This is a genomic window from Sphingomonas sp. Leaf32 (assembly GCF_001421765.1).
Taxonomy (GTDB): domain Bacteria; phylum Pseudomonadota; class Alphaproteobacteria; order Sphingomonadales; family Sphingomonadaceae; genus Sphingomonas.
On the sequence record NZ_LMLA01000008.1, the window covers coordinates 275970 to 288306 of the forward strand.

Sequence of the window (12337 nt, forward strand, 5' to 3'; positions counted from 1 at the left end):
TACGAACCGCCGAACCAATCGTTGCGCAGCCGGTTCGACCGGACGCTCAATAATCGCGCGAGATGCGGACGTTGGTGCTTTGCCGGCCGATGGTGGAAATCGATGCCAGCAGCGACAGCCAGCGCGTGACCTGAAATTCGATCCGGGTGGCGGAATAGCCCTGCCCGTCGGTCACGATCTCCGCATAGAAACGTCGGGTCAAGTATTTGCCGGCGGCGACCGAGGTCCCCTGCCCCGTCTGCGGATCGGCGGGCAGGATGCGCAGGCGATCGAGACCGGCGGCGCGGCGCACCGCGTTGATCGGGTTCAGCCCGCCCTCGCCATTCTGCAACGCGGCGACGGCGGCGGCGAGCTGCAACGCCTCCGGTGCGGACAAGTTGGTGATCGAGGTGCCGAACAGCAGCCGCGACAGCAATTCGTCCTCGGGCAGCGCGGGCACGCTCTGGAAGCTGATTTCAGGCCGGGTCGCGGTGCCGGCGACTCGGATGGTAGCGTTCAGCCCTTGCGTATCGGCATTGGCGACGATGTCGAGCGCCGGGTCGGCGGGGCTTTCGCCGTTGAAGCGCAGCGCACCGCGATCCACCCGGAACTCGCGGCCGGCGAACTCATAGTCGCCCCGCACCAGATCGGCACGGCCGTTGATGATCGGGCTGGTCGGCTCACCGGTGATGGCAAGGTCGGCTGACCATTCGCTGTTGAGGCCGAGGCCGGTGACGATCAGGCCGCCGGGCGCGCGGGCGCGCAGGTCGAGCTTCCACGGGACCACCGCCGCGCTGGCCTCGTCATCGCCATCGGGACGATTGATTTCGCGGATGTTGAGGCGCGGGAGCGGCGCGGTGGCAGTCGCGCGGCCGAGGCGATAGCGGCTGCCGTCCATCCGGACCTCACCCGAAATCGTGCCGCCCGCCCCGTCGCTGCGCACGCGGATCGGGCCGGTGACGGTCGCACCGATCGAATCGGTGTTGATGAGGCGCGCGCGGTCGGCGTTCAGCGACAGGTCGATGCCGAAGCCCCGCACGGCGGCGAATTCGAACGCGCCGGTGCCGGTCACCCGTCCCTGTCGGCCGTCGTTCGCCGCGAACCGGTCGATGACCAGCCGCGACCCGTCAAAGCGGCCCTGCGCCTCCACGCCGGTCAGCACAGTGCCGGTGATCGCGCTTTCGATGCGCGCGCCGCTGGAACGGACCACGCCGCGGATGCGCGGATCGGCGAGACGACCACTGACGTCGGCGCCGACCGATACCGGGCCGGACAGGTCGAACAATTCGATGCCGGTCAACCGCCACAGCGTATCGGCCGGACCGCCATAGCGTAGTTGCGCGAACAGCGGCGCGTTGCCCAGGCGGGTGGCGAGGTCTCCCTGCCCCAGCGGGGCAAGGCGCGCCTGCGCCCGACCGATCGTCTTGCCCCCGCTCGCCATCACCGCGCGGACGCCGGCGCGGTTCGCATCCAGCACCGCCGCGATGCCGACATCGATTGGGGTCGACGACACGACCAGCCCCGATCGGCTGAGGCCGCGAATGGTCAGGTCGACCCGTCCGCTGGGCGTATCGCCACGCGTGGCATAGACGATCTTGCCCGACGCGCTGCCGCTCAAGCCCAGCCCCGGATAGCCGATGTCGAGCACCGCCAGCGGCATCCGCGTGACGTCCAGCGCCAGTTCGGTCGTGTCGGCCCCCACCGCGCCGCCGACCGTTGCCGTGCCGCCGGCAAAGCTGAACTGCGTCGGTGCCAGTCGCCAGCCATCACCCTCCCGCCAGACCACCGCCGGGGTTTCGAGCTTCAGCGGCCGGCGGTCGAGCGTTCCTTCCGCGCTGATGCGAACTTCGTCGGCGGCGACCTGCGTCACGCTCTGGATCGAAAAGGCGCGGCCGCGCGACCCGGCGATGGCAGCGCGGACTTCGCCGACGCCGTCGACCAGCTTCGCGCTGCCCGCCAGCCGCGCGATCGACAATTGCCCGCGCCGGAAGCCCTGCGCCGTCATCGTCGCGTCGAGCGTAGTGCCGCCATCGGCCAGCACGATCCCGGCCTCCAGCCGCGCCCGCCGCACCGATCCGGCGACGCCGAGGCGCGCGCGGGTCGCGTCGAGCGCGATGTCGATCCGCTGGTCGCTACCCTGCGGCCGGAAATCGATCGTGCCGGCGATGCCGCCGCCATCGACGTTCAGCCGTCCGAGGAAACCGTCCTCGACGATATCGACCCCGCCGGTCGCGCGGGTGCCGCTGACCTCCAGTTCGTCGACCGCAATCCGCGCCGTGCCGCCGCTGGGCAACAGGATGCGGCCATTGGCGGTGAACGGCCCGAGACGCGAACCACCCTGCGCGCGATAGGCGAAACCCTCTACCGTCGGATCGAGATGGGCCACGACATCGGTGAGGCCCAGCGTCGCATTGGGCGACGCGAAGCGCAGGTCGAGCGTCGGCTTGGAGATATTGCCGTCGAGGATCAACTGCACCGGGCCATAGGTCGCCTGTCGCCCGCTGCCTTCGAAATGGAAGGTGCCGTCGCGGCGGCGATAGCCGTTGCCGGTGAGCGTCAGGCCGGGCGACGTCAGCCGCAGCCCGCGTAGATACAGGATGCCGTCTTTCCCGCGCTCCAGCCCGGTTTCGATGCGCGGCAACCCTTGGGTCAGCGACCGGAAGAAGCCGTTGTCGAGCCGGCGGACCTGCGCCATGCCGCGCCCGACGATCCGCGTGCCGCCGCCGGGAATGGGAACGGCCGTCAGCCGGGTCTGCACGTCGACCAGCCCAAGGCCGGGGATCAGATAGCGTTGCAGCGCACCGCTGATCCCGACCTCGTACCGGCCGGTGGCCAGGTCGAGCGTCAGCATGATCCGCCCGTTCAGCTTGTCCGACCGCACGATCAGGTCGTTGCCGACCAGCGTCTTCGCATCGACAGCCAGCCGCCCCGTGACCGACAGGTTGCGCAGGATGCCGCCCGCGACATCGCCGACCCCGGTCACGCGCGCCGCCGCCAGCCGGATCGGCACGATCACCGGCGCCTTCGACAACCGCCCCTGCCCGGCGGCGACGACCTGTTCGAACCCGGTCTGGTCGAATGCCAGCCGGCTCGCGCGCAGGCGATAGTCGAACCGCGCGATCGAAAACTCGCCATCGAGGATCGCACGCAGTTCGATGTCACGCCCGGTCATGTTCGGGAACATCGCCGCCGGCCGCAGCAGTCGTGCGCGCAGGCGCAGGTCACGGAACGCGCTGGTGCCGAGGTCGACGATGCCGTCCGCCTCCATCGCCAGCGCGGCGCTGCGCAGCGCCAGCACGCCGTCGATCCGCCGATCGGCAAAGGTCGCGCTGCCGGTCACGCGGACTTGGCGGTCGGTTAGCCGCTGCAGCTTGCCCTGCAGCAACGCGGATGGGGCAAGCGTCCCGCCCAGCGTGTAGCGGCCGGCGCGCACGCCCAGCGTCAGGTCGACGATCCGCGTGCGGCCGGCATCGGCGACCGCGCGCCCGTCCCATGCCGACCAGCGCCCGTCGCCCGACACCTCGACCGATAGCGGCCGGCGAATCCCGCTGGCGGTGGCGAGCAGCCCGTCCCGCGTGCCGCGTGCGCGCAGGTCGACGTCGAAGCGGTCGCGATCCGGTTCGGCATCCAGCCGCAGGCGCAACCGGTCGCTGCTGGCGACGTCGAGCGCGAGGTCGACCAGCGCGCGGCCCGAACGGATGTCCGCCTGTCCGGCGAGCTGGCCGATGCGCGGTGTACCGGTGATGCCCTTGGCCAGTTCGAGCCGTTCGACGCTCAACCGGCCGATACGGATGTCGAAGCTCGGCAGGATCGGGCTCTTGCGCCCGGTCGGCGTCGGCTGCGGCAGTTTGGCTAGGATCGCGCGCGGGATCGTCAGGCTGTCGATCGACAGACGGTTCGACAGGAACTCCCATGGCCGCCAGTCGAGTTGGGCGAGCGGGGCGCGCAGGACCAACCCCTTCTGGTCATAGATACGGACATCGATCAGCCGCGCGCGGCGATAGATCGATCCGTCGATCCGCCCGATGCGATAGCGCATCCCGTTGGCGGGCTTCAGCGTCGCGATGCGGTTGGCGATCAGCCGGTGACCGGGGCCGGTATCGATCACGATCAGCAGCCCGGCGATCAGGACGACGATTGCCAGCAGGAACTGCGCGATCCGCCGGCCCCAGCCGACGCGGCGCTTCTCCACGACCGGCGGCGTTGCGACGGGTTCGTCGGTCAAAATGCCTGCCCCAGCGAGACATAGACCGCGACGCGCGGGTCGCCGCGCTGCGGGTTGATCGGCGTACCGACATCGACGCGGATCGGGCCGAAGTTGCTGTAATAGCGCACGCCGATCCCGGCGCCGTAACGCATCCCGGAAAAACGCGGCAGCGTGGAGGTATAGATGTTGCCGGCGTCGAGGAAAGGCACGACGCCGAAATTGCCGAACGCCTTGACCCGCGCCTCCAGCGAAAACTCGGCGAGGCTGCGCCCCCCGATCGGATCGTTGTTGGGATCGCGCGGGCCGATGTCCTGAAACCCGTATCCGCGCACCGACGCACCGCCGCCCGCATAGAAGCGCCGCGAGGGCGCTACCGCGTCGCGCGGCGCGCCGAGGATCGAACCGATGCGGGTCCGCGCGGCGAGAACGACGCGGCCGGTGACCGGCCGATAAACGCTGGCGTCGATCTGGGCACGGGTATAGCCGAACACATCGCCCTGCAGCGACAATTCAGGGCTGATCCGCCCGCCCAGCCGGAACCCGCGCGTCGGATTCAGCAGGTCGTCCGAGCCGTCGTAATTCAGGCTGCTGGGCAAGGCACCGATGAAATAGGTCCGGCGACGCGGCTCCCCGGTCGCGACGATCACATCGCGTTCGTCGGTCGCAACCAGTTCGCCGCCCAGCGCCCAGGTCCACGTCTTCTGGAAGAAGATGTTGGTCTGTCGTTCCAGCCCGGCGGACAGCGACACGGTGTTCGCTTCGAACGCGTTGCGGACGAGGTGGGTGGCGGCGATCTGCGCGGTCAGCACCCGGTCCCGACCATGGAAATTATTGCGCCGATAGGTGACGGCGGCGACCTGCTCCAGCGTGCCGAGCACGCCGCGCAGCGTCAGCGCGCCTTCGGGCGGGAACAGGTTGCGATGGGTCCAGCTCGCCTCCACGCGCGCGCCTTCGCCGGTGCCATAGCCGATTTCGCCGGCGATGGTGCGCGGCGGGGCCGGCTCCATCGCGAGGTCGAGATCGACTGTGCCCGGCGCCTGTCCCTCGACCGGGGTCAGCCGCACCTGCGACACCAGGCTGGTCTGCACGATCGCGCGGCGCAGGTCGTCGACCAGCGCGGAATCATAGGTGTCGCCGGGTTTGAAGCGGGCGATGTCCTGCGCATGATCGCCGTCGAAGATACGGTTGGCCCGCGCGACGATCGTACCGAAGCGCCGCTCGCCACCTGGTTGCACATCGACCTCGATCGTGGCGGTGCGCGTGGCATGGTCGACGGTGATCTGCGGCTCGCCGACCTTGGCGAAGGGAAATCCTTCGCGCCCGATCGTCGTTTCCAGCTTTTCCTGCGCGGCGACGACGGTATCGCCCTGTACCGGCGTCTCGGGCTTCAGGCCGAACGCATCGCGCAGGTCGGGTGCCTTGTCGCCCGCCGCCGCGATGCCGGGCGTGCGGACCTGCGCGAAGCGATAGAGCTGGCCCGGCTCGACCTCCAGATAGACGATCAGCCGATCCCCCTCGGGCCGAACGCTGGTGGTGATGCGGGCGTCGAAATAGCCTTCGTTGCGCAGCAGGTCGTCCAGCAAGCGCGCATCCTCACGCGCGCGGCGGTCGATCTGTGCGGCGTTCGACGGCTCGCCTTCCTTGGCGCGCAGCGTCGACAATTCGTTGAAACGCTGGCGGAACAGGTCGTTGTTGATGCTGTCGATGCCGGTGATGCGGTAATTGTAGCGGAACTCACCGCCGGCACGCTGCGGCCCGGTCGCCAGTGTCGGATCGGTCGGCGCGGTCGCCAGGTCGGGCCAGGCGACGCCGATGTCCGGCATGTCGGACATCGGGGCATTGGGATCGAGCGGCGTTTCCTGCACGGCCGGCGGCGTCTGGGCGAACGCAATCGGACCCGCAACAGCGAGCCATCCGGCGCTCAACAGCACGGCAAGCCGGCAGCTCGACATCGCGTCGTCCTAGCGCGGCAGGGTGGCCGCCGCCAAGCGCAAACCGGCCGGAAATGTCAGTGAATCGTGCCCCAGGCGCCCGGCTGCTCCAGCAGCGTGACCAGCCGCGCGACCTGTCGCCAACGGCAGAATTGCACGACATTGTCGCGGTCGCGCGCCCGGTTCGCGCGCGCGGTCGCTTCTTCGGCGGCGACCGGTCCATATTCCGCCATCAGTTCCTGCGTCGCCGCCAGATCGGACGGATCGGCGATATAGGGCGGCACGGCGGCGGGTTCGAGCATGGCATCCTGTTGTTCATGGATCGTGCCGGAACCGGGCCGACCGCCTTCCCTGCGCCCCTCGATCGTTAACGCGGCCAACGCAATCCCGTATCGATACAGCGTGCCGTCCCGATGCGACACAGGCGGGACGGCAGTGGCGCGGCAGCGCCGACTATGGCAAGCGATGGCGATGAACAGACCACCCCATACGCCGAAAGCCGGCGGGATGCCGATCGCGCTGGGCGTGATGGGCGGCGCGATCGTCGGCGCGGTCTTCGGCGAGGCGACGATGGGCCTGCTGATCGGACTGGCGCTGGGCATCGCCATTGCCGTCGTCATCTGGCGAACGGATCGCTGATCGACGCCTATAGCGCGCGCGACAGCCAGACGACCCGCCCGACGATATCGGGCGCACCATCGATGGCGATCGGCGCATAGGCGGGATTGTCGCTGACCAGTTCGATGCCGCCCGGCACCCGCGCCAGCCGCTTGACCAGCAACACCCCGTCATGGCGTACGACATGGATCGCACCCGACACCCCGCGCCGGTCGCCGCCATCGACCAGGATGGTGTCGCCATCGGCCAGCGTCGGCAGCATCGAATCGCCCGCGACCGCGATCACCGACGCCTGACCGGGGCGCACCCGCAACTGGCGTAGCAAGGCGGCGTCGATCCGCAGCGCACCGTCGCCGCGATCGTCCTCCACGAACCCGCCCGGTCCGGCCGACGCCAGCGCGTCGATCCGCGGCACCGCGATCATCTCGTGCGCGACCGGCCCGCCCAGCGCTGCCTCCGACACCCCCAGATAGCGCGCCAGCGTCGCCCGGTCGCCCTCCGACAACCGGCGGGGCGAACCCCGTTCGATATATTGCTGCATATACGCCGGATTGCGCCCCAACAGGCGCGACAGTTCCGACAGGCTCGCCCCCCGCTGCGTCGCGAGCCGCGCGATCGTCCCCCGGACATCGTCCATTTCCATCGCCGCCTCCCGTTTAGGAATTTTCCTAGACATGTTGGATTTCAAAGAACAGATCAAGAACATTCTTGAGTCGGAGGAGTAGGCGGGAGGATATGGATGCACAGCATTTTGCAGCGGATCAGTCGGCATCTGCAGGAAACGGGAACGCCCGAGACGCTGTTCGGGCGGCGGGCGGCGGGCGACCCGCGACTGGTGGGCGACCTGCGCAACGGGCGGCAGCCGCGCGCACCGCTGATCGCCCGGATCGAGGCTTACATCGCCGGACAGGAACGGTCGGAATGAGCCGGGGTCCGGACGCGACGACGCTGCTGGAACGGCGACTGCGCATCGCGGCGGAGGCAATGGGCGTTTCGATCGCGATCACGGCGTCGGACCAGACTGGCTGGGCCAGTGCGACGTTCAACGGTGCGCGACATCGGCTGACGCTGACCAGTGGCGATGCCGGGTTCGCGCCATGGCTTGCCGGATTGCCCGAGGCCGACCTGCCGCTGCGCGGGCATCTGGTCGCCGACCTGATCGTCACGGGCCAGTCGACGCTGCCCGACGGTCCCGCAGCGACGATCGAGGCGCTGACGGTCGAGGAACGCTGACGCGCTACTCGCCCCCGGCCATGCGGCGCAGCGCGCCCAGCGCGGAGGCGAGGCCGGCATTGCCCGCATCGGGTGCGGGTGCGGCGGGGCGATCGCCGCGCCGGCGCTGCAATCCCCGGTCGAGCCGGTCGATCAATTCGGTCAGGCCGGGCGCAGGCGGCGTCGGTTCGGCGAGTGCTTCGACCGATAGCGGCGGCACGGCATCGGGTTCGACGACCGGTTCTGGCTCCATGACCGGATCGGCGTCGGCGACCGGCGGGCGGAAGAGCGGGCGCACCGTGGGCGGCGGTGCTGCCGGCACCATCGGCAGCGCCTCCGGGTCGAACATCGCCATCGGCGTGTTCAGGTCGCGCGGCAGGTCGAGTTCCGGCTCGCCCTCCACGATGGGATCGAGGAACGGCATCCCCAGGTCGCGCGCGGCGCGGACCGGCGGGCGCGGCGGGGCGTCGGGATGGGCATCGGCGCGACGGACGCTGGGCGGGGCTTCCTCCGCGATCCCATCTTCCTCCGGCAACGTGAGCGGCCGTCGCACCACCAGCAGGCTGAGCGCAATCCACACCGGCACCGCGACCAGCAACGCCGCCAGCAGCATCAGCCCGACGCGCGCCGTCCACCCAAGCGGCGGCTCAGCGATCGGCAGCAGCGCGGGCAGTCCGCTCGCGGACACGACGGTTTCGATCCGCCAGGTCGGGACCAGCGAAATCGCCACCGCGACGGCCAGCCCGGCGATCCCGGCCACCACGGGGGGCACCGTGCGGTTCATGCGTCCACCATCGCTGAATCGGCAGGAACGGGGCCGGGCCGCTTGCCGGCGACCAGTCGCTGGTAGAGCGGTTGATAGCGCGCGACGTTCGACGCCCAGTTGCGCTCCGCCTCGACAAAGGCACGGCCCCGGTCGCGCATCGCTTCCCAGCCCGACCGGTCCGCCAGCAACGCCGTGACCCGCGATGCAAGGGCGGCAGGGTCATCGGGCGGGAACAGCGTGCCGGTGTCGCCGTCGCAGATCAGCTCGCGGTGGCCGCCGACATCGGATGCCGCGACCAGCCGGCGCTGCGCCATCGCCTCCAGCGGTTTGAGCGGCGTGACCAGATCGGTCAGGCGCATCGCCTTGCGCGGATAGACCAGCAGGTCGACCAGCCCGTAATAGCGTTCGACCTCCTGATGCGGCACGCGGCCAATGAAGCGGATCGCATGTGCCGCGCTGGATGCCGCCGCCTGCGCGCGCAGCGCCGCCTCCATCGGCCCGCCACCGACCAGCAGCAGCCGGACGTCGGGCCGCGCCGCGACCAGCGCGGGCATCGCCGCGATCAGCGTGTCGAGGCCTTCGTAATCGTAGAAGCTGCCGATGAAGCCCAGCACCTCCTTGCCCGCCAATCCCAGTTCGGCGGCGAGCGCCATGTCGGGCGGCGGCGGATCGCCGAACAGCGTCAGGTCGACGCCGTTGGGCGACACCATGATCTTGCCTGGTTCGATCCCGCGGGCGACCAGATCGCGGCGCAGCCCCTCACAGATCACCGCGACGCCATCGGCACGGCGCACCGCCCAGCTTTCGAGCGCGCGAGTCGCGCGGTAGCGGGCCGAGCCTTCGGTGCCGGTCCCGTTGCCGACCGCCGCGTCCTCCCAGAAGGCGCGGATCTCGTACACCAGCGGCAGGTGCCGGCGACGCGCGACGCGGAGTGCTGCAAGAGCGTCGAGCACCGGCGAATGGGCGTGGAGGATGTCGGGGCGGAATTGGGCCACCACCCGGTCGATCGACGCGGCGAAGGCGCGGATTTCCGCCAGTTCGCCCAGCGGTGCCGGCAGCGCGCGGGGCGGCACGGTGCGGTGGAAATCGATGCCGTCCACGGTTTCGCGCGGCTGCTGCGTCACACCCTGCCTGGCACCGGTGACCGCCGCGACCTGCCACCCGCGCGCCATCTGCGCGGTCAGGATCGCCCGCGTGCGGAACGTGTAGCCGCTATGCAAGGGCAGGCCATGGTCGAGGATGTGAAGGACTCGCATACCAACCTCCTGCCACGACAGGGTTAAAGGAGACGTAACGCCGTCCTACCGCAGTCTCAGTCGCCGGCAAAGGCGAAGGGGGTCAGCCCGCCTTCGCGATCGTCCAGCCGCATGGCGCGGGCGACCGGCGGGGCGGAGCGTTGCGGACAGTCGCCCCGGGTGCAGGCGCGGCACCCCGGCCCCACCGGAACGCCCCGCGCCGACAGGTCCAGCCCCCGCGCCGCCGCCAGCGCACCCGCCTGATCGGCGGCGACGCCCAGCATCACCACGAAGCGCGCCCGCACCTCCCCCGCCAGGGCGCCGGGCGGGGTGACGGTACGCGACAGGGTGAGCCAGCGCCCGCCGCCCTCCGGCTCGACCAGTTGCACCACGGTCTCGCCACCCCGCGCAAAGGCGTCGAACGCGCCGAGCAGCGGGCACGGCAGCCCTTCGACCAGCGGCGACTGGCTGGCCCCGGCGAAGCGCTTCGACACCTGCCCCGCCCGGTCGAGCCGCAACAGGCAGAAGGACAGCCCCCGCGCGCCGACGCGGTGCAGCGTGGTCAGGCGGTGGGCGACGTGTTCGAACCCCGCACCGAACCGCCGGCCGAGCAACGCCAGGTCGTAGCCGGTCGCCTCGCACGCGCGCAGGAACCGGGCATAGGGCATCATCACGGCGGCGGCGAAATAGCCGTGGAGGTGACGGCGCAGCCATTGCTCGGCGGTCCGGTCCGACAGGCCCGCCCCGCGCACCACCGCGTCGACCTCGCCCCGCGCCTCGGCATGACCCAGCGCGCGGGCGAGCGCGAAGGTGCGCGACGCCGGGTCGAGCCGTTCGGACAACTGGAGTTGCCGCGCGTGGAGGTCGGTGCGATGCAGCCGGTCCGGCATCACCTCGACCGGGAGCAGCCGGACCGAGAGGTGGTGCCGCACCCGCAGCCGGTCGGCCATCGCCGCCGCCGGATCGCCGCCCGCCAGGCGCAGTTCGTCGGCCAGCGCCTCCGCCTGCGCATCGAGGTCGGGGAAATGGTTGCGCCAGCGTTCGATGGTCGCCCGCGCCTCGGCCGCCGGATCGGCGGTGACCGCCGCCCCCGCCCCGCCGCCGCCCAGCCGGTCGAAGGCGCGGGCGAATGCCTCCGCGCCGCCCGGTGCCGCCGCCAGCCATTCGGCGATGTCGGCGCGGTCGAGCGCCAGATCGGCAAACATCGGGTCGGCCAGCCGCCGCCGCAGCCCCTCCGCCCCGCCGCCGGGTTCGCTGGCGGCCAGCGTCCGCGCGTCGAAGCCATAGCGTTCGGCCAGTGCCACCAGCAGCGTCGCGGTCAGCGGGCGCTGGTTGCGTTCGATCAGGTTCAGGTAGCTGGCGGAAATGCCCAGCGCCTGCGCCATCGCCGCCTGGGTCAGCGCCTGCCCCCGGCGCAGGCGGCGGACGGCGTGACCCGCGAACATCTTGCTTTCCATGACACCCCCTGGCTGCCGCTTGTAAAGAGATTACAGAAACGCCGAAGTGATACAAGGGAGGGGAGCAGAGCTTTTTTGTTGCTCCGGTATCGGCTATTCATCCTGCACCGATGCTGTTTAGAATATCGGGTTTGCAGGAGACGATGCGATGGATACCAACAGCCTGTTCCGGCTCGACGGACGCACGGCGCTGATTACCGGCGGATCGCGCGGGATCGGGCGGATGATCGCCGCCGGCTTCGTCGCGCAGGGCGCACGGGTATTCGTGTCCGCGCGCAAGGCCGATGCCTGCATCGCCACGGCCGAGGCGATCGGCGCGACCGCGCTGCCGCAGGACGTGTCGAGCGTGGAAGGGTGCCGCGCGCTGGCCGACCGGCTGGCCAGCCATACCGACCGGCTGGACATTTTGGTCAACAATGCCGGCGCGGCATGGGGACAGGCGTTCGAGGAGTTTCCCGAGGCGGGATGGGACAAGGTGATGGACCTGAACGTCAAATCGCCGTTTTTCCTGACGCAGGCACTGCATCCGATGCTGAAGGCGGCGGCATCGCGGGCGCGGCCGGCCAAGGTCATCAACATCACCTCGATCGACGGCCAGCGTGTCAATCCGTGGGAAACCTACAGCTATCAGGCGTCGAAGGCGGCGCTGATCCACTTGACGCGGCGGATGGCGGCGCGGCTGGTGACCGATGCGATCCATGTCACCTCGATCGCGCCGGGCGCCTTTGCCAGCGAGATGAACAAGGCGGCGCGCGACCATGGCGATGGGGTGGCCAAGCGCATCCCGGCCGGCCGGATCGGCGTGGACGAGGATATGGCGGCGGCGGCGATCTACCTCGCGGCGCGGGCCGGGGACTATGTGGTGGGCGAGACGATCACCGTCGATGGCGGGTTGGTGAATGCGTCGCTGGGCGGATCGATCGACGGATGAG

Annotated in this window: 11 protein-coding genes; 4 read left to right on the plus strand and 7 right to left on the minus strand. The window is 70.2% G+C overall.

The window, feature by feature from the left end; all coding sequences use genetic code 11:
- Positions 1 to 46: 46 nt before the first annotated feature.
- From ASE83_RS11815 to ASE83_RS11825, 3 genes are read right to left on the minus strand one after another with little or no spacing between them, the layout of a single operon-like run.
- Entirely contained in the window at positions 47 to 4207 is a 4161-nt protein-coding gene (locus ASE83_RS11815; protein WP_200921894.1) for a translocation/assembly module TamB domain-containing protein, read from the minus strand.
- Positions 4201 to 6138 (minus strand): autotransporter assembly complex protein TamA, encoded by a 1938-nt coding sequence (locus ASE83_RS11820; RefSeq protein ID WP_055789991.1) that lies wholly within the window; start codon positions 6136 to 6138, stop codon positions 4201 to 4203. Before ASE83_RS11820 ends, ASE83_RS11815 begins: the two co-directional genes overlap by 7 nt.
- Positions 6139 to 6194: 56 nt before the next feature.
- Positions 6195 to 6419 (minus strand): hypothetical protein, encoded by a 225-nt coding sequence (locus ASE83_RS11825; RefSeq protein WP_156353069.1) that lies wholly within the window; start codon positions 6417 to 6419, stop codon positions 6195 to 6197.
- A 169-nt stretch (positions 6420 to 6588) separates the two neighbouring features.
- Here ASE83_RS11825 and ASE83_RS18815 point away from each other — a divergent pair, with 169 nt between their 5' ends.
- Positions 6589 to 6756 carry a hypothetical protein gene (locus ASE83_RS18815; RefSeq protein ID WP_200921889.1) on the plus strand — a complete coding sequence of 56 codons (168 nt, stop codon included), beginning with the start codon at positions 6589 to 6591 and terminating at the stop codon, positions 6754 to 6756.
- Positions 6757 to 6763: 7 nt separating this feature from the next.
- On the opposite strand, the gene ASE83_RS11830 is transcribed toward ASE83_RS18815, so the two are convergent.
- Positions 6764 to 7378, minus strand: coding sequence for a S24 family peptidase (locus ASE83_RS11830; RefSeq protein ID WP_055789997.1), 615 nt, complete (start codon positions 7376 to 7378; stop codon positions 6764 to 6766).
- A 96-nt stretch (positions 7379 to 7474) separates the two neighbouring features.
- Here ASE83_RS11830 and ASE83_RS11835 point away from each other — a divergent pair, with 96 nt between their 5' ends.
- Both ASE83_RS11835 and ASE83_RS11840 read left to right on the plus strand, forming a co-directional pair.
- The gene (locus ASE83_RS11835; protein WP_055759573.1) at positions 7475 to 7660 is read left to right on the plus strand and encodes a hypothetical protein; all 186 of its coding nucleotides are present in this window, start codon (positions 7475 to 7477) and stop codon (positions 7658 to 7660) included.
- Entirely contained in the window at positions 7657 to 7968 is a 312-nt protein-coding gene (locus ASE83_RS11840) for a hypothetical protein (protein WP_055790000.1), read from the plus strand. The genes ASE83_RS11835 and ASE83_RS11840 overlap by 4 nt, the downstream gene beginning before the upstream one ends.
- A gap of 4 nt (positions 7969 to 7972) precedes the next feature.
- On the opposite strand, the gene ASE83_RS11845 is transcribed toward ASE83_RS11840, so the two are convergent.
- Genes ASE83_RS11845 through ASE83_RS11855 form a run of 3 tightly spaced genes read right to left on the minus strand, consistent with a single transcriptional unit; the run spans position 7973 to position 11405 of the window.
- Positions 7973 to 8731 carry a hypothetical protein gene (locus ASE83_RS11845; RefSeq protein ID WP_055790004.1) on the minus strand — a complete coding sequence of 253 codons (759 nt, stop codon included), beginning with the start codon at positions 8729 to 8731 and terminating at the stop codon, positions 7973 to 7975.
- Positions 8728 to 9969 (minus strand): TIGR04063 family PEP-CTERM/XrtA system glycosyltransferase, encoded by a 1242-nt coding sequence (locus ASE83_RS11850; RefSeq protein ID WP_055790007.1) that lies wholly within the window; start codon positions 9967 to 9969, stop codon positions 8728 to 8730. The genes ASE83_RS11845 and ASE83_RS11850 overlap by 4 nt, the downstream gene beginning before the upstream one ends.
- 56 nt (positions 9970 to 10025) lie before the next feature.
- Positions 10026 to 11405 (minus strand): helix-turn-helix domain-containing protein, encoded by a 1380-nt coding sequence (locus ASE83_RS11855; protein WP_055790009.1) that lies wholly within the window; start codon positions 11403 to 11405, stop codon positions 10026 to 10028.
- A 148-nt stretch (positions 11406 to 11553) separates the two neighbouring features.
- Here ASE83_RS11855 and ASE83_RS11860 point away from each other — a divergent pair, with 148 nt between their 5' ends.
- On the plus strand, positions 11554 to 12336 hold the full coding sequence (locus ASE83_RS11860) for an SDR family oxidoreductase (protein WP_055790012.1): 783 nt from the start codon (positions 11554 to 11556) through the stop codon (positions 12334 to 12336).
- Position 12337: the final 1 nt, after the last annotated feature.